Genomic DNA, 21,552 nt, shown 5'->3' on the forward strand with positions numbered 1-21,552 from the left:
GCGCCGCCTCAGCCCTTCATCATGTTGATGTCTTCGACTCGGATCGAGCCGCGGTTGCGGAAGTAGACCACCAGGATGGCGAGGCCGATGGCCGCCTCGGCGGCGGCGACGGTCAGGATGATCATGGCGAAGATCTGGCCGACCAGATCGTGCAGGAAGGTCGAGAAGGCGACGAGGTTCAGGTTCACCGCCAGCAGCATCATCTCGATCGACATCAGGATGATGATGACGTTCTTCCGGTTCAGGAAGATGCCCAGCACACCCAGCGTGAAGATGATTGCCGAGACCGTCAGGTAATGTCCGAGACCGATCTCCATGATCACACGCCCTCCCCGGTCGTAACCTTGCGAATGACGACCACGTCTTCCCGGCGACGGGAAATCTGAGCGCCGACATTCTGTTTGCGCACGCCCGGACGGTGCCGCAGCGTCAGGACGATCGCGCCGATCATGGCGATCAGCAGGACGATGCCCGACGCCTGGAACAGGTAGACGTACTGCGTGTACATCAGCCGGCCCAGCGCCTGGGTGTTCGACACCTGATCGAAGGCCGGGGTCGGCGCGCCGGCGATGGCCGCCACGTTGGGAGCCACGATCCAGCCGCCGAGCACGGCGGCCAGTTCGGCCAGCAGGATCAGCCCGACCAGCGCACCCAGCGGCAGCGCTTCCATCGCACCCTTGCGCAGCTCGCGGAAGTTGATGTCGAGCATCATGACCACGAACAGGAACAGCACGGCGACGGCGCCGACATAGACGATGACGAGGATCATCGCGATGAACTCTGCCCCCATCAGGAGGCAAAGACCGGCTGCCTGGAAAAAGGCGAGGATCAGGAAAAGGACAGAATGAACGGGGTTCCGCGCCGAGATGACCATCACACCGGAGGCCACCAGCAGCGCGGCGAACACGTAGAAGGCGATGCCTTGGAGTATCATCGTTTTTCTCGCTTCCGCTTACCGGTAAGGAGCCTCGGCCGCGAGGTTCTGGGCGATTTCCGCCTCCCAGCGGTCGCCGTTCGCCAGCAGCTTCTGCTTGTTGTAGAAGAGCTCTTCACGGGATTCGGTGGAGAACTCGAAGTTCGGCCCCATGACCACCGCATCGACCGGGCAGGCTTCCTGGCACAGGCCGCAGTAGATGCACTTGGTCATGTCGATGTCGTAGCGCGTCGTGCGGCGGCTGCCGTCGTCACGCGGTTCGGCCTCGATGGTGATGGCGAGAGCCGGGCACACCGCTTCGCACAGCTTGCACGCGATGCAGCGCTCCTCGCCGTTCGCATAACGGCGGAGCACATGCTCGCCGCGGAAGCGGGAGCTGATGGGGCCCTTCTCATAGGGGTAGTTGATCGTGACCTTGGGCTTGAACATGTAGCGCAAGGTCAGCGCCATGCCGCCCAGCAGCTCGGTCAGGAACAGGCTGCGCGCCGCGCGGTCGAGGAACGCCATGGCCTCTTCGTCTCCTTCCTCGCCGGTGGCCGCCCATTGGTCGGGCGGCTCGCCGGCACTCAAATCGACATGTCGATGGTGGGTTCGTTTGCCGGCTTTCGCCGTCGTTTACTTCGGCAGCCAGCCGAAGGTCACCAGGACGCCGGCGGTCAGCACGACCCAGAACAGCGAAAGGGGCAGGAAGACCTTCCAACCCAGCCGCATCAGCTGGTCGTAGCGGTAGCGCGGCACGGTGGCGCGAACCCAGACATAGGTGAACAGGCAGAACGCGATCTTCAGGGCGAACCACACGATGCCCGGCACCCAGGTGAAGGGCGCGAAGGGCAGCGGGGGCAGCCAGCCGCCGAGGAACAGGATGCTCGTCATCGCGCTCATCAGGATCATGTTGGCGTATTCGCCAAGGAAGAAGAGCGCGAAGGGAGCCGAGCTGTACTCGACCATGAAGCCGGCGACCAGTTCCGACTCGCCTTCCGGCAGGTCGAAGGGGGCGCGGTTGGTTTCCGCGAGCGCCGAGATGAAGAACATCACGAACATCGGCAGCAGCGGGATGCAGAACCAGACCGTCTCCTGGGCCCGCACGATGTCGGTCAGGTTCAGCGAACCGACGCACAGCAGCACGGTGATGATGATGAGGCCCATCGAGACCTCGTAGGACACCATCTGCGCCGCGGAGCGGAGCGCACCGAGGAAGGCATAGCGCGAGTTCGAGGCCCAGCCGGCCATCACGATGCCATACACGCCCAGCGAGGAGATCGCGAACAGGTACAGCACGCCGACGTTGATGTTGGACAGCACCACCCCGTAGTCGAACGGGATGACCGCCCAGGCGATCAGCGCCAGGAAGAAGGTCAGCATCGGCGCGATGTAGAACACGACGCGGTTGGCGCCTTCCGGCAGGATCTGCTCCTTGGCGAACAGCTTGAGGCCGTCGGCGAAGGGCTGCATCAGGCCGAAGGGACCGACGATCGCCGGGCCCTGGCGCAGCTGCATCGCGCCCATGATCTTGCGCTCGGCATAGGTCATGAAGGCGACGGCCACCAGCAGCGGCACGGTGATCGCCAGGATCTCCAGAACCATAATGATCAGCGGCAGGAGGAAGCCGCTCCAGAACTCAGCCATGGGTGCCAGTCCTCTCCTGAGCAGGGCCCACCAGCGCTTCCGTGCAGTTGGCCATCGTCACCGAGGCCCGGCTGATCGGGTCGGTCATGTAGAAGTTGGTGATCGGCGTCACGAAGGGGGCGGCGTCGACCGGGCCCTGCGCGCCGAAGGGCGCCCAGCTGGCCGGGGTCATCTCGCCCACCGCACCGAAGATCGGGTTCGCCGCCATCAGCCGCTGGCGCAGCTGGCCATGGGTATCGAAGGGCAGCGTGGTGCCCAGGACTTCCGACAGGGCGCGGATGATCTTCCAGTCCTCGCGAGCCTCGCCCGGCGGGAAGACCGCGAGGCGGGCGAGCTGCGGACGGCCTTCGGTGTTGACGTATACCGCGTTCTTCTCGGTGTAGGCGGCGCCCGGCAGGATGATGTCGGCGCGGTGGGCGCCGGCATCGCCATGGTGGCCCTGGTACACGACGAAGGCATTGCCGAGCTTGGCCATGTCGATCTCGTCGGCGCCCAGCAGGTAGACGAAGTCGATCTCGCCCTTCGACGCGCCGTCGAGGATGCCGTGGGTGTCGCGACCACCCTCGCCCGGCAGGAAGCCGGCCTCGATGCCGCCGACACGCGCCGCGGCGGTGTGCAGGACGTTGAAGCCGTTCCAGTCGTCGCGGAACATGCCGTAGGCCTCGCCGACCAGACGGGCGGCGGCCTGTACCGCGAGACCGTCGGCGCGCTGGAAGGCGCCCATGCCGACGATGATCATCGGGTTCTTGGCGGCGCGCAGCGTCTCGGAGAACGGGTGGCTGCCGTCGACCAGCTGCTGCAGCGTGTCCGGACCGGCGCCGATCACGCTGTAGGGATAGGTCAGGTCACGCTGCTCGCCAATGGAGGCGATGGTGACGCCGCCGGCCAGATAGCGCTTGCGGATGCGGGCGTTGACCAGCGTGCCTTCCCAGCGCGGGTTGGTGCCGACCAGCAGGATGACGTCGGCCTTCTCGATGCCGGCGATGCCCGAGTTGAACAGGTAGCCGGCGCGCACCGAGGTGTCGAACCGCGCACCGTCCTGGCGGCAATCCAGGTTGGCCGAGCCGAGCCGCGACAGCAGCTCCTTCAGCGCGAACTGAGCCTCGACATCGACCAGATCGCCGGCGATGGCGGCGATGCGGTTGCCGGACAGGCCCTTCAGGCGCGCCGCGATGGCGGTGAAGGCCTCGGCCCAACTGGCCGGGACCAGCTTGCCGTTCTGGCGGATGTAGGGGCGGTCGAGGCGCTGACGCTTCAGACCGTCGTAGGAGTAGCGGCTCTTGTCGTTCAGCCACTCCTCGTTGATGTCGTCGTTGACGCGCGGCAGGACGCGCATCACCTCGGCGCCGCGGGCGTCGACGCGGATGTTCGAGCCGACGGCGTCGAGGACGTCGATCGTCTCGGTCTTGCGCAGTTCCCACGGACGGGCCGTGAAGGCGTAGGGCTTGTGGGTCAGCGCACCGACCGGGCAGACGTCGGCGAGGTTGCCCGACAGCTCCGACCCGATCGCCTTCTCGACGAAGGTGGTGATCTCCATGTGCTCGCCGCGATAGACGGCGCCGACATCGGGAACACCGGCCACTTCGTTGATGAAGCGGATGCAACGGGTGCAATGGATGCAACGGGTCATGATGGTCTTGATGACCGGACCCATATACTTGTCCTTGACCGCCCGCTTGTTCTCGCCGTAGCGGCCGCGGTCGAAGCCATAGGCCATGGCCTGGTCCTGCAGATCGCACTCGCCGCCCTGATCGCAGATCGGGCAATCCAGCGGGTGGTTGATCAGCAGGAATTCCATGACGCCCTTGCGGGCCTTCAGGACGGTCTCGCTGTTGGTGCGGACGACCATTCCGTCGCCGCAGGGCATGGCGCAGGACGCGACCGGCTTGGGCGCGCGCTCCATCTCCACCAGGCACATGCGGCAGTTGGCCGGCACGCTGAGGCGCTCATGGTAGCAGAAGCGCGGAATCTCGATCCCCAGCTGCTCGCAAGCCTGTAGGATCGAGGTGCCCGGCTCGACCTCGATCTCGATCCCGTCGATGGTCAGTTTCGGCATGGGAACGGGAACTCCTTACTCGGCCGCCAGCGGGGCGCTGTTGCGGTAGGCCTGGATGCGCCGTTCCACTTCCGGGCGGAAGTGGCGGAACAGGCCCTGGATCGGCCAGGCGGCAGCGTCGCCGAGCGCGCAGATGGTGTGGCCTTCGACCTGCTTGGTGACCTGCAGCAGCATGTCGATCTCTTCCATGCGCGCGTTGCCGGTGACCATGCGCTGCATGACGCGGCTCATCCAGCCGGTGCCTTCGCGGCACGGCGTGCACTGGCCGCAGGATTCATGCGCATAGAACTGCGACAGGCGGGCGATGGCCTTCACGATGTCGGTGGACTTGTCCATCACGATCACCGCGGCGGTGCCGAGGCCCGACTGCACTTCGCGCAAGGAGTCGAAATCCATCAGGACGGTGTCGCAGATCGACTTCGGCAGGACCGGGACCGACGAACCGCCGGGGATGATGCCCAGAAGGTTGTCCCAGCCGCCGCGCACGCCGCCGGCATGCTTCTCGATCAGTTCCTTCAGCGGGATGCCCATCTCCTCTTCCACGTTGCACGGATTGTTGACGTGCCCGGAGATGCAGAAGAGCTTGGTGCCCGAGTTCTTCGGACGGCCGAGGCCGGCGAACCAGGAAGCGCCGCGACGCAGGATGGTGGGAACAACCGCGATGGATTCGACGTTGTTCACCGTGGTCGGGCAGGAATAGAGACCGGCCTGGGCGGGGAACGGCGGCTTGTTGCGCGGCTGCCCCTTCTTGCCCTCGATCGACTCGATGAGCGCGGTTTCCTCGCCACAGATATACGCGCCCGCACCCCGGTGGATGTAGACGTCGTAGCTGTAGCCGGTGCCGCAGGCGTTCTTGCCGATCAGCCCCGCCGCGTACGCCTCGTCGATCGCGCGTTGGACGTTGGAGCCCTCGTTGTAGAACTCGCCGCGGATGTAGATGTAGCAGGCGCTGGCACCGATGGCGAAACCGGCGATCAGGCAGCCTTCGATCAGCTTGTGCGGATCGTGGCGCAGGATGTCGCGGTCCTTGCAGGTGCCGGGCTCGCCCTCGTCGGCGTTGATGACGAGGTAGACGGGCTTGTCGGTCACGTTCTTCGGCATGAAGGACCACTTCATGCCGGTCGAGAAGCCGGCGCCGCCACGGCCGCGCAGCCCCGATTCCTTCACCTGATCGATGATCCAGTCCCGGCCGTTTGCCAGGAAGGACGCCGTGTTGTCCCAGTCACCGCGCTTGCGGGCCGCCTCGAGACCGAAGTCCTGGTAGCCGTAGAGGTTGGTGAAGATGCGGTCCTCATCGCGAAGCATCGCTGTCCCCTCCCCCTCAATCGTCCGCTTGCGCGGTGGTAAAGGCCTTCAGCGTCGTCGGGCCGCCGACCGGCTCCGAGGACTGACGGCCGATCTGCGAACCGGGCTTGGGCGTCTCGCCGCGCGCCAACGCGTCGAGGATGCGCTCCATATGCTCCGGGGCCACGTCTTCGTAGTAATCATCACCGATCTGCACAACCGGCGCGTTGACGCAGGCGCCCGAGCATTCGACCTCGCCCAGCGTGAACTGGCCGTCGGCCGTGGTCTCGCCCACCTCGATGCCGAGCTTCTTCTTGCAGGTGTGGACGATGTCGTCCGACCCGCGCAGCCAGCAGGGGGTGGTGGTGCACACCTGGATGTGGTGCTTGCCGACCGGATTCTTGTTGTACATCGTGTAGAAGGTCGCGACCTCGTACACGCGGATGCGCGGCATGCCCAGCAGGTCGGCAACGGCGTCCATGGCGACGCGCGGCAGCCAGCCGCCGTTCTGGCGCTGGGCCACGTCCAGCAGCGGCATGCAGGCGCTGGCCTGCTTGCCCTGCGGGTACTTGGCGATGATTCGCTTCGCCAGCTCCAGGTTTTCCGGAGTGAAGGTGAAGCTGGTCGGCTCGGCGTGGCCGTGATCGGAAGCGGGCGCGCTCATCGATCGATTTCTCCGAAAACGATGTCCATCGAGGCGATGTTGGCGACGGCGTCGGCCAGCATGTGACCCTTCGACATGAAGTCCAGGCCCTGAAGATGGGCGAAGCCCGGCGCGCGGATCTTGCAGCGGTAGGGCTTGTTGGTGCCGTCGGACACCAGATACACGCCGAACTCGCCCTTGGGCGCCTCGATGGCGGTGTAGGTCTCGCCGGCGGGAACGTGGAAGCCCTCAGTGAAGAGCTTGAAGTGGTGGATCAGCGCTTCCATCGAGCGCTTCATCTCGCCGCGCGGCGGCGGGGACACCTTGCGGTCCTCGATCTTGTAGGGACCGGCCGGCATCTCCTTGCAGCACTGGCGGATGATGCGCAGCGACTGCTTCATCTCCTCCATGCGGACCAGATAGCGCGCCCAGCAGTCGCCGGTCAGGCCGACCGGGACGTCGAACTCCATGCGGTCATAGACCTCGTAGGGCTGCGACTTGCGCAGGTCCCAGGCGACGCCGGAGCCGCGCAGCATCGGGCCGGTGAAAGCCCAGTCGAGCGCCTGCTCCTTGGTGACGATGCCGATGTCGACCGTGCGCTGCTTGAAGATGCGGTTCTCGGTCAGCAGGCCTTCGAGGTCGTCCATGAACTTCGGAAAACGCTCGGTGAAGGCCCAGATGTCGTCCAGCAGGCCGTCCGGGATGTCCCAGGCGACGCCGCCCGGCCGGAAATAGTTGGCGTGCAGACGGGCACCCGACACGCGCTCGTAGAACTCCATGAGGATTTCGCGTTCCTCGAAGCCCCACAGCGCCGGGGTGATCGCGCCGACGTCCAGCGCACCGGTCGTGATCGACAGGATGTGGTTCAGGATGCGCGTGATTTCCGAGAACAGCACGCGGATGTACTGGGCACGCAGCGGCGCCTTGATCTGCAGCAGGTTCTCGATGCCGAGCACATAGGCGTGCTCCATGCACATCGGGCTGACATAGTCCAGACGGTCGAAATACGGCACGGCCTGGATGTAGGTCTTGTACTCGATCAGCTTTTCGGTGCCGCGGTGCAGCAGGCCGATGTGCGGATCGCAACGCTCCACCACCTCGCCGTTCAGCTCCATCACCAGACGGAGCACGCCGTGGGCGGCCGGGTGCTGCGGCCCGAAATTCATCGTGTAGGGCTTGATCTGCGTCTTGGTCTCCGGACCGGAGGCGCTGATCGCCCCGCCCAGACCAGTCATAGCCGGACCAGTCGAGACGACGCCGGTCGCCGATTCGGTCGAAACGGTCATGCTCACGGCTTCTTGCTCCCGTCCTGGAGGGCCGCCTTCTCATCGCCGGGCAGCATGACGTTGGTCATGCCTTCCCACGGGCTGAGGAAGTCGAAGGCGCGGAAATCCTGGGTCAGACGGACCGGCTCGTAGATCACGCGCTTCTGGTCCTCGTCGTAGCGGGCTTCGACGTAGCCGGTCAGCGGGAAGTCCTTGCGGAAGGGGTGACCCTCGAACCCGTAGTCGGTGAGGATGCGGCGCAGGTCCGGATGGTTCTCGAAGAAGATGCCGAACAGGTCCCACACCTCGCGCTCGAACCAGTTCGCGGCGCTGAAGACGGCAACGGCCGACGGGACGGGCGTGTCCTCGTCGGTGGCCAGCTTCACGCGCATGCGCCGGTTGTGGGTGTAGCTGAGCAGCTGGTAGACGACCTCGAACCGCTCCGCGCGGTCCGGGTAATCGACCGCGGTGATGTCGGTCAGCTGCTCGAACCGGGTGGCCGGGTCGTCGCGCAGCGCGGTCAGCACCGCCAGGATGGCCGGCCGTTTGACCGTCACCATCAATTCGCCGAGCCTCACCTCGACCTTTAGGACGTCGCCGCCGATCTTGGCGGCGATGACGTCCCCGAGTTCCTTCAACGCCTGTTCGGACATGGGTGGGACCCTGCCTTCCTACTTGTCTTCAGCGCGCTTCTCTTCCGTCCGCGGGTCCGGAGCCTTGTCGGCCCCGGCCGGTCCGGTCCGCTGGGATCAGCGGGCGATGCGGTTGCCGCGCTTGATCTTCTTCTGGAGCTGGAGGATGCCGTAAATCAGCGCCTCCGCCGTCGGCGGGCAGCCGGGCACATAGATGTCCACCGGCACGATCCGGTCGCAGCCACGCACCACCGCGTAGGAATAGTGGTAGTAGCCGCCGCCGTTGGCGCAGGAGCCCATCGAGATGACCCAGCGCGGCTCCGGCATCTGGTCGTAGACCTTGCGGAGCGCCGGGGCCATCTTGTTGGTCAGGGTGCCGGCGACGATCATGCAGTCGGACTGGCGCGGGCTGGGACGCGGAATCACGCCGAAACGGTCCAGGTCATACCGGCTCATGTAGGCGTGGATCATCTCCACCGCGCAGCAGGCCAGACCGAAGGTCATCGGCCACAGCGAGCCGGTCCGGGCCCAGGCCAGCAGATCCTCGTACTTCGCCAGCACGAAGCCCTTGTCCTGGATCTCGTCCGAGACCGCGCGGATGTAGGCGTCCTGTTCCGGTCCGGGCGGAATCGGCGCCAGCGGCTTGGCGACCTCTACTCCCATTCCAGAGCTCCTTTCTTCCACTCATAAATGAAGCCGATGGTCAGGATGCCCAGGAACAGCATCATCGACCAGAAGCCGAACAGCCCAATGTCGCCGAGCGCAACCGCCCACGGGAACAGGAAGGCGACTTCCAGGTCGAAGATGATGAACAGGATCGAGACCAGGTAGAACCGCACGTCGAACTTGGTGCGCGCGTCCTCGAACGGCTCGAAGCCGCATTCGTAGGGGGAGACCTTCTCGGCGTCCGGGTTCTTCGGGCTGATGATGTAGGATGCCCCAACCATCACCGCCGCCAGCGCGATGCCGATCAGCAGAAACACCAGGATCGGAAGATACTCAATGATCAGCGGAGTCGACACCGCGTTCCTCCCATAAGCCCACGACCACGGGCGCCGTTCCGGCCGGGAAATCGGCGGAAGCGCAAAGCCGTGGCAGCCATGCCTTGGATTAGCCCATCAGACGGGCCGGAATATATGCCGAGACCGTGGGCAAGGAAAGCGCTTTGAATCGCTTTTCACCACGCGGAAGGACAAGCCGGTCCCCGCGCGAGAGCTTGGTAATACCACGTTTTTAAAACGGGGAAAAGGAAAGACAATACGCATGCGAAAAAGGACCCGCGGTTTGCGAGTCCTTTGCACATACTGGCGCGTTACGCGCAATTTGAAAAAGGAAGTGGCGCGAGTGACGGGACTTGAACCCGCGGCCTCCGGCGTGACAGGCCGGCGCTCTAACCAACTGAGCTACACCCGCGCAGAGCGACTTGTTTCAGAACACCACGCCGTCACACAGCCAAAGGCTTGAACCGCTTAGTGTTTTTCACCGGAACCGTTGAAGGCCCCCGTCGTTCGGTGGGCGGTTTGTAGTCGCCCCGGCCGCCGCCTGTCAATCACCAAATTGCAAAAAAATCTTTGAAGGTGGAGCCGGCGGTATCGGGATGTCCCGCCCGCCCGATCAGGGCAGACGGTGGGCATCGCGACGCAGGGCCTCCAGCCGGTCGAACGCCTGCAGCATGCCGGCGGACAGTTCGCGGTGGTCGACCGCATCCGGTCCGCCGAAGCGGGTCAGCGTCTCTTCCAGCGCGCGGGCCAGATGTTCGGCAACGTCGAGATGCTTCTGTTCCAGCGCCAGCTCCAGCGCGGCAAGGATGCGGTCGCCGAGCCGCCGTTCGTTCAAGGTCATGCGTTTCCCCACCCAGATCAGGCAACGGGTGGCGAGGCGCCCTCCCGTTTGCATTTCCGGGCGAGAATAGCAGCTTCGTCATTCCTGCGCGGCGGGATTCGCATCGCTGCGACATTTCGGAGGCAGCCCTTCCGGAACCGCCCTACCCCGTGCGATAGTCCGGCCATGACGTTCCGCGATTCGCCTCTCTTCCGTCTCGTCGCCGTTCTTCCGGCCGTCGCCGTTTTCGCGGCGGCGGGCCCCGCCATGGCGGCTGCCAACGTGTCGGCCGCCCAGGCCGAAGCGAAGGAGATCGCCAAGTCGATGGGCAACTGCACACCGGCGAAGGTCGAGGTGCTTCGCTACACCGTCGGGCGGGAAGGATCGACAACCTTCAAGGTCGGCTGCACCGAGGATAAGGACGCCTTCGTCGTCGTGCTGTGCCGGGCGCGCATCTGCACCCTGCTTCGTTGAGGCACGCCCCATCGGCGAATTCACCGGTCGTTAACCGGGGGCACGCGCAATGTGCAGGATCGGGTGGCCCCTGCTAGACAAGAGGGCTTGGCAAGAGGAATCGCAGGATGGTGGGCGCAGGTAGGGATGCGGCGCGAACGGGGTCCAGGCGGGCCCGGCTTGTCCTGTCGCTGGCGATTTCGGCGTGGGCGCTGACCGGCTGCACCTCCCCGCTCGGGCTGGCGGCGGCGGGTGCCGATGTCGTGACGCTGAATGCGACCAAGAAGACCATAGGCGACCATATCGTGTCGGCAGCCACCGGGCGCGATTGCTCGATCCTCAGCTTCGAGAAGGACGGCGATTACTGCCCCGACAAGGTCGAGGTCGACCGGTCGCGGGTCTATTGCTACCGCACGCTGGCCGACGTCGAATGCCACCACATCCCGGATCCCTACCGCAACGGCAACACCGCGCTGGCCAGTCCGCCGCCGGACGTCCGTACGCTGCCGCGCAAGCGGAGCTGGTTCGACGACGCCACGCCCTATACGGCCAACAACGGGTCGTAAGGCGTCAGCGCACCTTCTTGGCGACGAAGGCCTTGGCGATCGCCATCATCGCCTTCTCATGATTCGGCCCGCCGGCCGGTGCATTGTGAATGGTGGCGCCCTTCCCCGCAGGCGCGGACTTGCCGGCAGGCGTTGCGCGCTGCGGAGCCGGCTGTTCGTCCGGCTCCCGGCCCAACTGGTTCAGCAGGTTCTCGAGCGCATCGCGGCTGAGGCCGGAGGCCGACGGACGCCCGCCCCCCGCCCCGGCGGCGGCCGGACGCGCGGCCGGCCTGCTGCTGGCCGGACGGCCGGCGCGTTCGATGGCGGCGGCGGCGATGGCCTTCAGGAAGGGCTGGGCGATGCCGCGCAGCAGGTCGGGATCCTCGACGGCCCAGGCCATCAGGATCTTCTGCGCATTCATCCGGCTGCCCTTGGCCGCCAGGATCGCTTCGCGCACCTTGCCGTCGACGTAGGAATTGCTCATCGGGAATCGCCCACCGGGATGTGTCCGCCGACCTTGCAAGTATCGGCGGGACTATTCAGGACTGTTGGGCCAACTCGGTTAACAAACGGTTGCGGGTCCCTTCCGGCCCGCGGGATGAGACGGAAGAAGCGGTTGCTCCATTTGGAAGAGGCGCGGATAGTGGCGGCATGCTGATCGAAACCTTCGCCGACCTGATCTGCCCCTGGTGCTACATCGGCAAGCGCCGGCTCGACCGGGCGCTGATGCAGCGGCCGAACCTGCGCCCGGAAATCCGTTGGCAGCCGTTCCAGCTGAATCCGGACATGCCGCGCGGCGGGATGTCGCGCGACGACTATCTCGCCGCCAAGTTCGGCGGGGCCGAGCGGGCCCGGCAGATTCACCGGGTGGTGGAGGATACGGCGGCACGCGACGGATTGCCGCTGGCGCTCGACCGCATCCAGCGCACGCCCAACAGCTTCGACGCGCACCGTCTGGTCCGCATCGCCGGCCGCCTGGGGCTGGGCAATGCCATGGCCGATGCGCTGTTCGCCGCCTATTTCGTCGAGGGCGTGGACATCGGCGACCCGGACGCGCTGGCCAGCGTCGCCGCCGGTCTGGGGATGGACTTCGTCGAGACACGGCGCCAGTTGTCCACCGATGCCGAATCGGCGTCGGTCCTTGCCGCCGATACGCTGGCCCGCCAGATGGGGCTGCAGGCGGTGCCCTGCTATATCTTCAATCGCCGTTACGCGCTGTCCGGCGCGCAGGAACCCGCGAGCTTCCTGCCGCTGCTCGACCTCGGCAGCGAGGAGCCGGAAAACCTGTCGGTCGTCTCATGCTGATCCCGGTCCCGAAATGAAAGAGGGCGGCCCGAAGGCCGCCCCTCTCATGAAGCGCGTCAGGCCGGCGTATTGCTGGCTTTGGCGTAGCCCAGCGTCTTCAGCGCGTCGGCGATCTCCGGCAGGATGCCCGGATCGTCGATGGTCGCCGGCATCTTGTAGTCCTGGCTGTCGGCAATCTTCTGCATGGTGCCGCGCAGGATCTTGCCCGACCGCGTCTTCGGCAGACGATCGACCACCAGGGCGCGCTTGAAGTCGGCGACCGGGCCGATCTGCTCGCGCACCAGCTGGACGACCTCCTTGACGATCTCCTCATGCGGACGGGTGACGCCGGCCTTCAGGCAGACGAAGCCCAGCGGCACCTGCCCCTTCAGGTCGTCGGCGACGCCGATCACCGCGCATTCGGCGACGTCCTTGTGGCTCGACAGCACCTCTTCCATGGCGCCGGTCGACAGGCGGTGGCCGGCGACGTTGATGATGTCGTCGGTGCGGGCCATGACATAGACATAGCCGTCATCGTCGACGAAGCCGGCATCGCCGGTCTGGTAGTAGCCGGGGTAATCGGCGAGGTAGGACTTCTTGAAGCGCTCGTCGGCATTCCACAGCGTCGGCAGCGTGCCGGGAGGCAGCGGCAGCTTGACGCAGATGGCGCCGATGTCGCCGCGCGGAACCTCCTTCAGTTCGGCGTTCAGCACCCGCACGTCCCAGCCCGGCATCGGCCGGGTGGCGGAGCCGTACTTGATCGGGAACAGGTGGACGCCCAGCGGGTTGCCGGAGATCGCCCAGCCGGTCTCGGTCTGCCACCAGTGGTCGATCACCGGGACGTGCAGATTGTCCTCGGCCCAATGCAGCGTGTCGGGATCGGAGCGCTCGCCGGCCAGGAACAGGGCGCGGAAGTGCGACAGGTCGTACTTCTTCAGGTAATTGGCGTCCGGATCCTCGCGCTTGATGGCGCGGAAGGCGGTGGGGGCGGTGAACAGCGTGCCGACCTTGTGCTGCTCGATCACGCGCCAGAAGGTGCCCGGATCGGGGGTGCCGACCGGCTTGCCCTCGAACACCACGGTGGTGCAGCCGGTCAGCAGCGGCGCATAGACGATGTAGGAGTGGCCGACGACCCAACCCACGTCCGAGGCCGCCCAATACACCTCGCCCGGCTTGACGTTGTAGATGTTGGTCATGGTCCAGCGCAGGGCCACCGCATGGCCGCCGTTGTCGCGAACCACGCCCTTGGGCTGGCCGGTCGTGCCGGAGGTGTAGAGGATATAGAGCGGGTCGGTCGCCTTGACGGGCACGCATTCCGCCGGTTCGGCCTTCGCCACCGCCTCGGCCCAGTCGACGTCGCGGCCTTCGATCAGCGTGGCGGTTTCCTGCGGGCGCTGCCAGACGATGACGCTGGCCGGCTTGTGGGCCGACTGCTCGATGGCGGCGTCCAGCATCGGCTTGTACTTGACGACGCGGTTCGGCTCGATGCCGCAGGAGGCCGAAACGATGGCCTTCGGCTTGGCGTCGTCGATGCGGGTCGCCAGCTCGTGCGGGGCGAAGCCGCCGAACACCACCGAATGCACCGCGCCCAGACGGGCGCAGGCCAGCATGGCGACCAGCGACTGCGGGATCATCGGCATGTAGAGGAGGACGCGGTCGCCCTTCTCCACACCCTGGGCGCGCAGCGCGCCGGCGAAGCGGGCGACCTGCTCCTGCAACTCGGCATAGGTGATGGTCTGGACGGTCTGGGTGACCGGGCTGTCATAGATGATCGCGGCCTGGGCGCCGCGCCCGCCTTCCACATGGCGGTCCACCGCGTTGTAGCAGGTGTTCAGCTCCCCGCCGGTGAACCAGCGGTAGAAGGGCGCGTTGCTGTCGTCCAGCACCTTGTCCCATGGCTTGTACCAGGAGATGTCCTTCGCCGCCTCTCCCCAGAACCCGGCCGGGTCCGACAAGGAGCGGGCATGCATCTGGTCGAAAAGCTCGGCAGTGGCGGTGCTGGCGATCGCGCTCATGGCAGGGCGTCCCTCGTTCTATTTTAGTACTATTCGGTGCGTATTTCCTCTTGGCCGCGAAACGATCCGCTACGCAGCCTCCACAATCTGCGACAAAAGCATAAGTGCAGGCAAATGTCTGAAGGTCGGGGGTGCGGCGAGCTGTCGCATTCCCCATTCGTGAAACGAAGTTCCGGGAATTGGAATAGCCCTGCCGCTTCAGAAGGAAACGCACACCGGCCGGATGGCCAGACCGACCGACTGTTGGTGGAAGCGGTCCTTGTACAGATCGACGATTTCGTGGATCAGCCGTAGCGTCGCCGGGTCGCCATCGGCCAGCAGCGTGAGGATTTTGCTGGGCTCCCGCACCAGATGGCCGGTCTGGATGTCGCGCCAGTGGCCGGAGGCATCGACGACGGTCAGCCCGTTGGGAAAGCGCGGCGTCACCTCCCGGTCGAGAAAGTCGGTCCATTCGCGATCGCTGACGCCAAGCTCGTTGCCGATGTTGCGTCCGAAGAACAATTGCGCCTCGATCATCGCGCCGGCCGCATAGGCCTCGCACACCGTCGGCGACGCCGCCGGCGCGGGCGCCAGCTGGGCCGCGGCGGGGCCGGTCAGCAGAAGGAGCGAAAGGACGGCGGACGACAGGCCGGGACCATGATGCAGGACGGGACGGTTGAAGAGACGCATGGGCGATTCTCCATTCGGGCGCGAGAGGAAGCGTCGGCAGTGCGATCAGCGACGCTCTGGTCAGGACGCCCCTGGACCGTTATGCATGGAACATGGCCGTCGATCCACCCATCACCGGGATTCGCCCGATCCTGACCGTCGTTCACGGCAACGGCGAGCGCCTGATCGTGGCCCGTCTCACCAATCTGGGCGGCGGCAGCCAGTCCAACCGCTTCGTCCTGCGCCGCGCCGATTTCCGTGCGCCCTGGGAACAGCCGGACAAGGGCTATTTCGGCTATGCCGAGGTCGCCCGCGCCCTGGACGCCAACGGCTGGCGCGGCTGCATCATCGAGGCGATGGCGACCACCGACCTGGAGGAGCGCCGCGCCCGCCAGCTCGCCCGCAAGAAGCTGCATCTGCAATGCGTGGAAGCGGCGATCCGGCGGGCGCAGGAGGGGGAGACGCCCAAAGCGGGCTAGACTCCGCGCTCAGCACTTCCCCAGTGCCCTCATGCGCCGATCGAAATCGGCCGCGAGATCGGCGAGCGTCACTTGGCCGAGATGGCGGACAAGCACCGCCTCCGCCTCACGCAATGCCCCGTCGAGGGCGGCATTGACGGCCTGCTCCACCAGGCAACTCGGCTCGTCCGCCGTTGGACCGATGGCGAAGATTCCCGGTTCCCCCAATGCGCGGTGAATGTCCAGCAGGGTGATCCCGTCGAGCGGCCGTGCCAGCCGCCAGCCGCCGCCATGGCCCTTTTCCGACCGCACATGGCCGGCCTCGCGCAGCCCCGCCATGGTCCGGCGGATGACCACCGGATTCGTGTTCAGCATCTCGGCGATCGCATCCGACGTCAGCGCGCCGTCATGCCGGTCCATGTGGAGCAGCACATGCAGCATGCGGGAAAGGCGGCTGTCCTGTCTCATCGGTGATCGGTTCCTTCGGTGTGACGCCGGGCGGACGGCCGACTCAGGCCACTTCATAAGTTACATGGCACATTGACCATCCCCTTTCATGTAACTTATCGTGTGTCGTGATCGGACACGAACGGCGCGCCCGGTCAATCCGTGGAAAGGCACAGGTATGAACGGATACGACACGACGACCTATGACGCCATCATCGTCGGCGGCAGCTATGCCGGCATCGCCGCCGCGCTGCAGCTGGCCCGTGCCCGACGCCGGGTGCTGGTGGTGGATGAGGGACTGCGGCGCAACCGCTTCGCCAGCCACTCGCATGGCTTCCTCGGTCAGGATGGCCGTCCGCCGGGAGAAATCGCCTCGGAAGCCCGCGACCAGTTGATGCGCTATCCGACCGTCACCTGGATGACCGGCCGGGCCGGAGAGGCCGCCAGGACGGGCGAGGGATTTCAAATCATCGACCAGGACGGCATCGCCTACAGAGGGCGCCGGCTGCTGATCGCCGTCGGCGTGGTCGACGAGCTGCCGGCGATTCCCGGTCTGGCTGAAGGTTGGGGACGGTCCGTCTTCCATTGTCCCTACTGCCACGGCTATGAGCTGATGCAAGGCCGTATCGGCGTCGTCGCCGTGTCCGGGCAATCCATGCACCACGCGCTGATGCTGCCGGATTGGGGGCCGACGACACTGCTCCTGAACGCGGCGTTCGAACCCGACGCCGATCAGTCGGCCCATCTGGCCCGGCGCGGGGTGACCGTCGAGACCGCACTCATCAGCGGGATCGACGGGGATCCACCGGAGATCTCGCTCGCCGACGGACGCACACTGCCTTTCGCCGGACTGTTCGTGCTGCCGCGAAGCCGCGTTGCAAGCCCGCTGGCCGCACAGCTCGGGTGTGCGACCGAAGACGGGCCGCTCGGCACTCATATCCGTGTCGATGCGATGCAGGAAACCAGCATCCCCGGCGTCTTCGCCTGCGGCGATGCGGCACGGGCCGCGGGATCGGTGGCGCTGGCCGTCGGCGCCGGCACGATCGCCGGAACGGCGCTGCACCGGTCGCTGCTGTTCTGTGAGGACGACGCCTTGTTCGCCCGCTCCTAACCGATCAGCAGGCCCGCCGCGATCGCCCACATCACCAGGGCGATGACGCCGTCCATTACCCGCCAGGCGGCGGGCCGGGCGAACAGAGGGCGCAGCAGCCGGGCGCCATAGCCGAGCGCGAAGAAGAACAGGAAGGAGGCCGTCATCGCCCCCAGCGCGAAGGCGCCCCTTGCCTCGGCGAAGCGGGCGGAAACGGAGCCGACCAGAACCACCGTGTCCAGATAGACATGCGGGTTCAGCCAGGTCAGCGCCAGACAGGTCAGCAGTGCCGGCAACAGCCCGCCCGGCTCGCGATCGGCCGGGTTCAGCCCGCTGCCGCCGGCCCATGCCGACCGTGCGCTGCGCAGGCCATAGACCAGCAGGAAGGCGGCGCCGGCATAGCGCATCAGCGGTTCCAGCCAGGGCCAGCGCGCCGCGACGGTGGCGAATCCGCTCACCCCCGCCAGGATCAGCACGGCGTCGGACAGCGCACAGGTGGCGCAGATCACCAGCACATGCTCGTTGCGCAGGCCCTGACGCAGCACGAAGGCGTTCTGCGCCCCGATGGCGACGATCAGGCTGAAACCCAGGAACAGGCCCGGCAGGAAGGCAGGCATCAGGGCGGCGGGGGAAAAGTCGGTCATCTCGGCGGCTCCGGAGTCGGCGGATGTCAATCCGCTACCACCTCGCGCTCCTTTGCCGTACTTAATCCTTCTTGCCGTGATTAAGCAGGACTAAATCATGTTGGACTACCCGCTGCTGATGGCGCTGGCCGCCGTGATCCGCACCGGCAGCTTCGAGCGAGCCGCCCGGCAGCTGCACGTCACCCCATCGGCGGTGTCGCAGCGGGTGAAGCTGCTGGAGGAACGGCTGGGCACCATCCTGGTCGTGCGCGGCCAGCCCTGCACCGGCACCGCCGCCGGCCAGCGCCTGTGTCAGCATGTGGAGCAGGTGGCGCTGCTGGAAAGCGAACTGCGCGGCACCCTGCCGGGGCTGAGCCCGGCGGATGGTCCGGTCACCTTGCGAATCGCGGTGAATGCCGACAGCCTCGCCACATGGTTCGTCGCGGCGATGGAGGAAACGCCCGGCTGCCTGTTCGATCTGGTGCTGGACGACCAGGACCACAGCGCCGAATGGCTGCGCAAGGGCGAGGTGCTGGCCGCCGTCACCGCCAGCGCGACGCCGGTCCCCGGCTGCAACAGCCATCCGCTCGGCGCACTCCGCTACCGCGCCACCGCCAGCCCGGAGTATCTGCGCCGCCATTTCGCCGACGGGGTGACGGCAGAAAACCTCGCCACCGCACCCTGCCTGACCTTCAACCGCAAGGACCAGTTGCAGGCACAGTGGCTGCGTCTGGTGCTGAGCGATCACGGGTCGGCGCCGGTGCCCACCCCGCCCACCCATTGGCTGCCCTCCACCCACGCCTTTGTCGACGGGGCGCTGGCCGGGCTGGGATGGGGAATGAACCCCGACCCGCTGGTGGCCGACCATCTGGCGGCCGGCCGTCTGGTGGAGCTGGTGCCAGACCGGCCGCTGGACGTGCCGCTCTATTGGCAACAGAGCCGCATCGCCGGCACCGCGCTGGCCGAGCTGTCGCGCGCGGTCCTGAATGCCGGACGGCGAGCCCTGCAACCCATCGGCGGCGTGGCAGGAAGCCCGCCCGCCTGATGCCCGCCCGCCTGATGAAGGCTTTGCCCGCGCCGAGTGCGCGCTTATATGGATCCAACCAATCTCTGGAGGGACTCGATGACCAGCAGCGCCGCCACGGCCGCAAACGACACCCCCGATCTGGGTGCGCTTCCCACCTGGGACCTGAGCGACCTCTATCCCGGCACCGAGTCGCCGGAGCTGAAGACCGACCTCGACCGGATGGAGCGGGAGTGCAAGGCTTTCCGCGAGCGCTATGCCGGCAAGCTGGCGGCGCTGAACGGCGACGATCTGGCCGCGGCGATCCACACCTATGAGGACATCGACGAGACGCTGTCGCGCGTCATGTCCTATGCCGGGCTGGTCTACAACGGCAACATGATCGACCCGGCCATCGCCAAGTTCTACCAGTCGGCGCAGGAGCGGGTGAACGACATCTCCGCCCACCTGATCTTCTTCACGCTGGAGATCAACCGGCTGGACGAAAAGGATCTGGCGGCCAAGCACAAGGCTTCGGCGGCGCTGCGCCATTACGAGCCGTGGCTGCGCGACGTCCGCCTTTACCGCGACCACCAGCTGTCCGACGAGATCGAGCGGCTGCTGCACGAAAAGCACGTGGTCGGCCGCGCCGCCTGGAACCGCCTGTTCGACGAGACCATCGCCAGCCTGCGCTTTCCCATGGGCGGCAAGGACCTCACCTGTGCGGAGGCGCTGAACCGTTTGTCCGACCGCAATCCCGCCGTCCGCCGCGAGGCCGGCGAAGCGGTGGGCAAGGTGCTGGGCGAGAATGCGCGGCTGTTCTCGCTGATCACCAACACGCTGGCCAAGGACAAGGAGATCGAGGACGACTGGCGCAACTATCCGACGCCGACCTCCGCCCGTAACCTGTCAAACCGGGTCGAGGATGAAGTCGTCGACGCGCTGGTCTCCGCCGTCAAGGGCGCCTATCCGGAGCTGTCGCACCGCTATTACGCGATGAAGGCGAAATGGTTCGGCCAGGACCATCTGGATTACTGGGACCGCAACGCCCCCCTGCCGGAAGATGCCGACCGCAGCATCCCCTGGGACGAGGCGCGCGACATCGTGCTGGGCGCCTATGGCCGCTTCTCCCCCGACCTCGCCAGCTTAGGAAAACGCTTCTTCGACAACCCCTGGATCGACGCCCCGGTCCGGCCCGGCAAGGCACCGGGCGCCTTCGCCCACCCGACCGTGCCCAGCGTCCATCCCTATCTGCTGGTCAATTACCAGGGCAAGACGCGCGATGTGATGACGCTGGCCCATGAGCTGGGGCACGGCGTCCACCAGATCCTGGCCGGCCGCCAAGGTCACTTCCTGTCCGATACCCCGCTGACGCTGGCGGAAACCGCGTCGGTGTTCGGCGAGATGCTGACCTTCCGCGCCCTGCTGGCGGCGGAGTCCGACCCGAAACGCCGCCGCATCATGCTGGCCGGCAAGGTCGAGGACATGCTGAACACGGTGGTTCGCCAGATCGCCTTCTTCGATTTCGAACGCCGTGTCCACACCGAACGGCGCGAGGGCGAACTGACGCCGGAACGGATCGGCGAAATCTGGATGGCGGTGCAGATCGAAAGCCTGGGCCCGGCGTTGCGTTTCGACGAGGGATACCGGCATTACTGGTCCTACATCCCCCACTTCATCCACTCGCCCTTCTACGTCTACGCCTATGCCTTCGGCGACTGCCTGGTGAACTCGCTCTACGCGGTCTATCAGGATGCCGAGCAGGGCTTCGCCGAGAAGTATCTGGCCATGCTGTCGGCCGGCGGCACGCTGCGCCACAAGGAGCTGCTGGCCCCCTTCGGCCTCGACGCCTCCGACCCCGCCTTCTGGCAGAAGGGGCTCGGCGTCATCCGCGGCTTCATCGACGAGCTTGAGGCCGGCGAGGCGAAAAGCTGACGATTCGGGTGTCTTGACCGCCGTCAAGAAACCCTGACCGGCGTGCGGGTATGGTGGCCTTCGGAGCGTCGTCTCCGAAGGCCATCTTTTTTGGAAGCGAACATCATGCTTGCGACGACCACGCCCGCCGCCCCTACTGCCGCCCCCACTGCCGCCCCCACTGCCAATGTCCCCATGCTCGGCTATGAGGTCATGGACCGCGACCATGTCGATTCGGTCGCCCTGCTTCAGGCGGCCTGCGACGCGCCGGCCGGCCAGCTTCAGGCCCCCTTCGCCGCCTTCGCCAAGCATCTGCGCGAGCATTTCGCCCGCGAGAACGCGCTGATGACCCAGCACGGCTTTTTCGCCCTGCATTGCCACAAGGACGAGCACGCCCGCGTCCTGAAGGTGGTCGCAACCCTGGAAGCCGAACTGGAGGAGGGCAATGAGGCCCGCGCCCGCCTGTATGTGACCGAGCACTTCCCCGACTGGTTCCACACCCATCTGGCGACGATGGACCGGGTGACCGCGGATTTCCTGGCCCAGGCAGAGAGGTGAGGAGGGGGCATCTCGCCCCCAACAGAACCCCGGAAATGGAAAGGGGCCGGAACCTGCTCGGTTCCAGCCCCTTATGGATGGTGGGCGCACAAGGACTCGAACCTTGGACCCGCTGATTAAGAGTCAGCTGCTCTACCAACTGAGCTATGCGCCCATCCGTAGGAAATGTTCAAGAGATGGTGGGCGCACAAGGACTCGAACCTTGGACCCGCTGATTAAGAGTCAGCTGCTCTACCAACTGAGCTATGCGCCC

25 protein-coding genes and 3 tRNA genes are annotated in these 21,552 nt (G+C 66.1%); 8 read left to right on the forward strand and 20 right to left on the reverse strand.

Annotation, left to right across the window (positions count from 1 at the left end; genetic code table 11):
* Positions 1-8 precede the first annotated feature (8 nt).
* The 13 genes from nuoK to FZ029_RS02380 form a co-directional block, all read right to left on the reverse strand.
* The gene (gene nuoK / locus FZ029_RS02320) at positions 9-317 is read right to left on the reverse strand and encodes an NADH-quinone oxidoreductase subunit NuoK (protein WP_014248409.1); all 309 of its coding nucleotides are present in this window, start codon (positions 315-317) and stop codon (positions 9-11) included.
* 2 nt (positions 318-319) lie between these two features.
* Complete coding sequence (locus FZ029_RS02325; protein WP_149198180.1) at positions 320-934, reverse strand: NADH-quinone oxidoreductase subunit J; 615 nt, start codon at positions 932-934, stop codon at positions 320-322.
* An 18-nt stretch (positions 935-952) separates the two neighbouring features.
* The gene (gene nuoI / locus FZ029_RS02330) at positions 953-1,441 is read right to left on the reverse strand and encodes an NADH-quinone oxidoreductase subunit NuoI (protein WP_014248411.1); all 489 of its coding nucleotides are present in this window, start codon (positions 1,439-1,441) and stop codon (positions 953-955) included.
* A gap of 108 nt (positions 1,442-1,549) precedes the next feature.
* Entirely contained in the window at positions 1,550-2,560 is a 1,011-nt protein-coding gene (nuoH, locus tag FZ029_RS02335) for an NADH-quinone oxidoreductase subunit NuoH (RefSeq protein ID WP_149198179.1), read from the reverse strand.
* Complete coding sequence (gene nuoG, locus FZ029_RS02340; protein ID WP_149267851.1) at positions 2,553-4,616, reverse strand: NADH-quinone oxidoreductase subunit NuoG; 2,064 nt, start codon at positions 4,614-4,616, stop codon at positions 2,553-2,555. Before nuoG ends, nuoH begins: the two co-directional genes overlap by 8 nt.
* Before the next feature lie 15 nt (positions 4,617-4,631).
* Complete coding sequence (gene nuoF / locus FZ029_RS02345; protein ID WP_109151176.1) at positions 4,632-5,921, reverse strand: NADH-quinone oxidoreductase subunit NuoF; 1,290 nt, start codon at positions 5,919-5,921, stop codon at positions 4,632-4,634.
* A gap of 16 nt (positions 5,922-5,937) precedes the next feature.
* Complete coding sequence (gene nuoE, locus FZ029_RS02350) at positions 5,938-6,564, reverse strand: NADH-quinone oxidoreductase subunit NuoE (RefSeq protein WP_149267852.1); 627 nt, start codon at positions 6,562-6,564, stop codon at positions 5,938-5,940.
* Entirely contained in the window at positions 6,561-7,778 is a 1,218-nt protein-coding gene (locus FZ029_RS02355; RefSeq protein ID WP_174757381.1) for an NADH-quinone oxidoreductase subunit D, read from the reverse strand. Before FZ029_RS02355 ends, nuoE begins: the two co-directional genes overlap by 4 nt.
* 53 nt (positions 7,779-7,831) lie before the next feature.
* Positions 7,832-8,461: an NADH-quinone oxidoreductase subunit C gene (locus tag FZ029_RS02360; RefSeq protein ID WP_109074000.1), complete on the reverse strand. Its 630-nt coding sequence runs from the start codon at positions 8,459-8,461 to the stop codon at positions 7,832-7,834.
* A 96-nt stretch (positions 8,462-8,557) separates the two neighbouring features.
* Positions 8,558-9,103: an NADH-quinone oxidoreductase subunit B gene (locus FZ029_RS02365; protein ID WP_174470176.1), complete on the reverse strand. Its 546-nt coding sequence runs from the start codon at positions 9,101-9,103 to the stop codon at positions 8,558-8,560.
* Complete coding sequence (locus FZ029_RS02370) at positions 9,094-9,462, reverse strand: NADH-quinone oxidoreductase subunit A (protein ID WP_149267853.1); 369 nt, start codon at positions 9,460-9,462, stop codon at positions 9,094-9,096. The genes FZ029_RS02365 and FZ029_RS02370 overlap by 10 nt, the downstream gene beginning before the upstream one ends.
* A gap of 314 nt (positions 9,463-9,776) precedes the next feature.
* Positions 9,777-9,853: transfer RNA gene (locus tag FZ029_RS02375), tRNA-Asp, on the reverse strand.
* A 201-nt stretch (positions 9,854-10,054) separates the two neighbouring features.
* Complete coding sequence (locus tag FZ029_RS02380; protein ID WP_085089951.1) at positions 10,055-10,282, reverse strand: hypothetical protein; 228 nt, start codon at positions 10,280-10,282, stop codon at positions 10,055-10,057.
* Positions 10,283-10,447: 165 nt separating this feature from the next.
* Between FZ029_RS02380 and FZ029_RS02385 the strand changes: the two genes are divergently transcribed.
* Both FZ029_RS02385 and FZ029_RS02390 read left to right on the forward strand, forming a co-directional pair.
* Positions 10,448-10,735, forward strand: coding sequence for a hypothetical protein (locus FZ029_RS02385; protein WP_247892107.1), 288 nt, complete (start codon positions 10,448-10,450; stop codon positions 10,733-10,735).
* A gap of 107 nt (positions 10,736-10,842) precedes the next feature.
* The gene (locus FZ029_RS02390; RefSeq protein ID WP_149267854.1) at positions 10,843-11,280 is read left to right on the forward strand and encodes a hypothetical protein; all 438 of its coding nucleotides are present in this window, start codon (positions 10,843-10,845) and stop codon (positions 11,278-11,280) included.
* A 4-nt stretch (positions 11,281-11,284) separates the two neighbouring features.
* On the opposite strand, the gene FZ029_RS02395 is transcribed toward FZ029_RS02390, so the two are convergent.
* Positions 11,285-11,743 carry a hypothetical protein gene (locus FZ029_RS02395; protein WP_149267855.1) on the reverse strand — a complete coding sequence of 153 codons (459 nt, stop codon included), beginning with the start codon at positions 11,741-11,743 and terminating at the stop codon, positions 11,285-11,287.
* Positions 11,744-11,910: 167 nt separating this feature from the next.
* Here FZ029_RS02395 and FZ029_RS02400 point away from each other — a divergent pair, with 167 nt between their 5' ends.
* Positions 11,911-12,564 (forward strand): DsbA family oxidoreductase, encoded by a 654-nt coding sequence (locus tag FZ029_RS02400; RefSeq protein ID WP_149267856.1) that lies wholly within the window; start codon positions 11,911-11,913, stop codon positions 12,562-12,564.
* A gap of 56 nt (positions 12,565-12,620) precedes the next feature.
* On the opposite strand, the gene FZ029_RS02405 is transcribed toward FZ029_RS02400, so the two are convergent.
* The gene (locus tag FZ029_RS02405; RefSeq protein ID WP_149267857.1) at positions 12,621-14,558 is read right to left on the reverse strand and encodes a propionyl-CoA synthetase; all 1,938 of its coding nucleotides are present in this window, start codon (positions 14,556-14,558) and stop codon (positions 12,621-12,623) included.
* Between the two features lie 198 nt (positions 14,559-14,756).
* Positions 14,757-15,227 (reverse strand): DUF3574 domain-containing protein, encoded by a 471-nt coding sequence (locus FZ029_RS02410; protein ID WP_149267858.1) that lies wholly within the window; start codon positions 15,225-15,227, stop codon positions 14,757-14,759.
* Positions 15,228-15,319: 92 nt separating this feature from the next.
* Between FZ029_RS02410 and FZ029_RS02415 the strand changes: the two genes are divergently transcribed.
* Positions 15,320-15,685 carry a hypothetical protein gene (locus FZ029_RS02415; protein WP_109074006.1) on the forward strand — a complete coding sequence of 122 codons (366 nt, stop codon included), beginning with the start codon at positions 15,320-15,322 and terminating at the stop codon, positions 15,683-15,685.
* A gap of 9 nt (positions 15,686-15,694) precedes the next feature.
* On the opposite strand, the gene FZ029_RS02420 is transcribed toward FZ029_RS02415, so the two are convergent.
* Positions 15,695-16,132: an Rrf2 family transcriptional regulator gene (locus FZ029_RS02420; RefSeq protein ID WP_149267859.1), complete on the reverse strand. Its 438-nt coding sequence runs from the start codon at positions 16,130-16,132 to the stop codon at positions 15,695-15,697.
* A 157-nt stretch (positions 16,133-16,289) separates the two neighbouring features.
* Here FZ029_RS02420 and FZ029_RS02425 point away from each other — a divergent pair, with 157 nt between their 5' ends.
* Positions 16,290-17,222 carry an NAD(P)/FAD-dependent oxidoreductase gene (locus FZ029_RS02425; RefSeq protein ID WP_149267860.1) on the forward strand — a complete coding sequence of 311 codons (933 nt, stop codon included), beginning with the start codon at positions 16,290-16,292 and terminating at the stop codon, positions 17,220-17,222.
* On the opposite strand, the gene FZ029_RS02430 is transcribed toward FZ029_RS02425, so the two are convergent.
* Complete coding sequence (locus FZ029_RS02430; protein WP_149267861.1) at positions 17,219-17,845, reverse strand: LysE/ArgO family amino acid transporter; 627 nt, start codon at positions 17,843-17,845, stop codon at positions 17,219-17,221. The two genes, FZ029_RS02425 and FZ029_RS02430, sit on opposite strands and share 4 nt — an antisense overlap.
* A gap of 97 nt (positions 17,846-17,942) precedes the next feature.
* Here FZ029_RS02430 and FZ029_RS02435 point away from each other — a divergent pair, with 97 nt between their 5' ends.
* From FZ029_RS02435 to FZ029_RS02445, 3 genes are all read left to right on the forward strand, one after another.
* Positions 17,943-18,869, forward strand: a complete 927-nt coding sequence (locus FZ029_RS02435) for a LysR family transcriptional regulator ArgP (protein WP_149267862.1) — start codon at positions 17,943-17,945, stop codon at positions 18,867-18,869.
* Positions 18,870-18,947: 78 nt separating this feature from the next.
* Positions 18,948-20,762 carry a M3 family oligoendopeptidase gene (locus FZ029_RS02440; RefSeq protein ID WP_149267863.1) on the forward strand — a complete coding sequence of 605 codons (1,815 nt, stop codon included), beginning with the start codon at positions 18,948-18,950 and terminating at the stop codon, positions 20,760-20,762.
* Positions 20,763-20,867: 105 nt separating this feature from the next.
* Complete coding sequence (locus tag FZ029_RS02445) at positions 20,868-21,299, forward strand: hemerythrin family protein (RefSeq protein ID WP_149267864.1); 432 nt, start codon at positions 20,868-20,870, stop codon at positions 21,297-21,299.
* Positions 21,300-21,377: 78 nt separating this feature from the next.
* Here the strand turns inward: FZ029_RS02445 and FZ029_RS02450 are convergent.
* Together FZ029_RS02450 and FZ029_RS02455 are read right to left on the reverse strand one after the other, a co-directional pair.
* Positions 21,378-21,453, reverse strand: a tRNA-Lys gene (locus FZ029_RS02450).
* Between the two features lie 23 nt (positions 21,454-21,476).
* Positions 21,477-21,552 (reverse strand) — tRNA-Lys (locus tag FZ029_RS02455).

It is taken from the genome of Azospirillum sp. Sh1, assembly GCF_008365135.1.
Taxonomy (GTDB): Bacteria; Pseudomonadota; Alphaproteobacteria; order Azospirillales; family Azospirillaceae; genus Azospirillum; species Azospirillum oryzae.

What these genes read in the sequence shown, in the direction of transcription:
- nuoK (WP_014248409.1), bottom strand. Translation starts at nt 317, where the DNA reads ATGGAGATCGGTCTCGGACATTACCTGACGGTCTCGGCAATCATCTTC.
- FZ029_RS02325 (WP_149198180.1), bottom strand. Translation starts at nt 934, where the DNA reads ATGATACTCCAAGGCATCGCCTTCTACGTGTTCGCCGCGCTGCTGGTG.
- nuoI (WP_014248411.1), bottom strand. Translation starts at nt 1,441, where the DNA reads ATGGCGTTCCTCGACCGCGCGGCGCGCAGCCTGTTCCTGACCGAGCTG.
- nuoH (WP_149198179.1), bottom strand. Translation starts at nt 2,560, where the DNA reads ATGGCTGAGTTCTGGAGCGGCTTCCTCCTGCCGCTGATCATTATGGTT.
- nuoG (WP_149267851.1), bottom strand. Translation starts at nt 4,616, where the DNA reads ATGCCGAAACTGACCATCGACGGGATCGAGATCGAGGTCGAGCCGGGC.
- nuoF (WP_109151176.1), bottom strand. Translation starts at nt 5,921, where the DNA reads ATGCTTCGCGATGAGGACCGCATCTTCACCAACCTCTACGGCTACCAG.
- nuoE (WP_149267852.1), bottom strand. Translation starts at nt 6,564, where the DNA reads ATGAGCGCGCCCGCTTCCGATCACGGCCACGCCGAGCCGACCAGCTTC.
- FZ029_RS02355 (WP_174757381.1), bottom strand. Translation starts at nt 7,778, where the DNA reads ATGACTGGTCTGGGCGGGGCGATCAGCGCCTCCGGTCCGGAGACCAAG.
- FZ029_RS02360 (WP_109074000.1), bottom strand. Translation starts at nt 8,461, where the DNA reads ATGTCCGAACAGGCGTTGAAGGAACTCGGGGACGTCATCGCCGCCAAG.
- FZ029_RS02365 (WP_174470176.1), bottom strand. Translation starts at nt 9,103, where the DNA reads ATGGGAGTAGAGGTCGCCAAGCCGCTGGCGCCGATTCCGCCCGGACCG.
- FZ029_RS02380 (WP_085089951.1), bottom strand. Translation starts at nt 10,282, where the DNA reads ATGACCTTGAACGAACGGCGGCTCGGCGACCGCATCCTTGCCGCGCTG.
- FZ029_RS02385 (WP_247892107.1), top strand. Translation starts at nt 10,448, where the DNA reads ATGACGTTCCGCGATTCGCCTCTCTTCCGTCTCGTCGCCGTTCTTCCG.
- FZ029_RS02390 (WP_149267854.1), top strand. Translation starts at nt 10,843, where the DNA reads ATGGTGGGCGCAGGTAGGGATGCGGCGCGAACGGGGTCCAGGCGGGCC.
- FZ029_RS02395 (WP_149267855.1), bottom strand. Translation starts at nt 11,743, where the DNA reads ATGAGCAATTCCTACGTCGACGGCAAGGTGCGCGAAGCGATCCTGGCG.
- FZ029_RS02400 (WP_149267856.1), top strand. Translation starts at nt 11,911, where the DNA reads ATGCTGATCGAAACCTTCGCCGACCTGATCTGCCCCTGGTGCTACATC.
- FZ029_RS02405 (WP_149267857.1), bottom strand. Translation starts at nt 14,558, where the DNA reads ATGAGCGCGATCGCCAGCACCGCCACTGCCGAGCTTTTCGACCAGATG.
- FZ029_RS02410 (WP_149267858.1), bottom strand. Translation starts at nt 15,227, where the DNA reads ATGCGTCTCTTCAACCGTCCCGTCCTGCATCATGGTCCCGGCCTGTCG.
- FZ029_RS02415 (WP_109074006.1), top strand. Translation starts at nt 15,320, where the DNA reads ATGGCCGTCGATCCACCCATCACCGGGATTCGCCCGATCCTGACCGTC.
- FZ029_RS02420 (WP_149267859.1), bottom strand. Translation starts at nt 16,132, where the DNA reads ATGAGACAGGACAGCCGCCTTTCCCGCATGCTGCATGTGCTGCTCCAC.
- FZ029_RS02425 (WP_149267860.1), top strand. Translation starts at nt 16,290, where the DNA reads ATGAACGGATACGACACGACGACCTATGACGCCATCATCGTCGGCGGC.
- FZ029_RS02430 (WP_149267861.1), bottom strand. Translation starts at nt 17,845, where the DNA reads ATGACCGACTTTTCCCCCGCCGCCCTGATGCCTGCCTTCCTGCCGGGC.
- FZ029_RS02435 (WP_149267862.1), top strand. Translation starts at nt 17,943, where the DNA reads ATGTTGGACTACCCGCTGCTGATGGCGCTGGCCGCCGTGATCCGCACC.
- FZ029_RS02440 (WP_149267863.1), top strand. Translation starts at nt 18,948, where the DNA reads ATGACCAGCAGCGCCGCCACGGCCGCAAACGACACCCCCGATCTGGGT.
- FZ029_RS02445 (WP_149267864.1), top strand. Translation starts at nt 20,868, where the DNA reads ATGCTTGCGACGACCACGCCCGCCGCCCCTACTGCCGCCCCCACTGCC.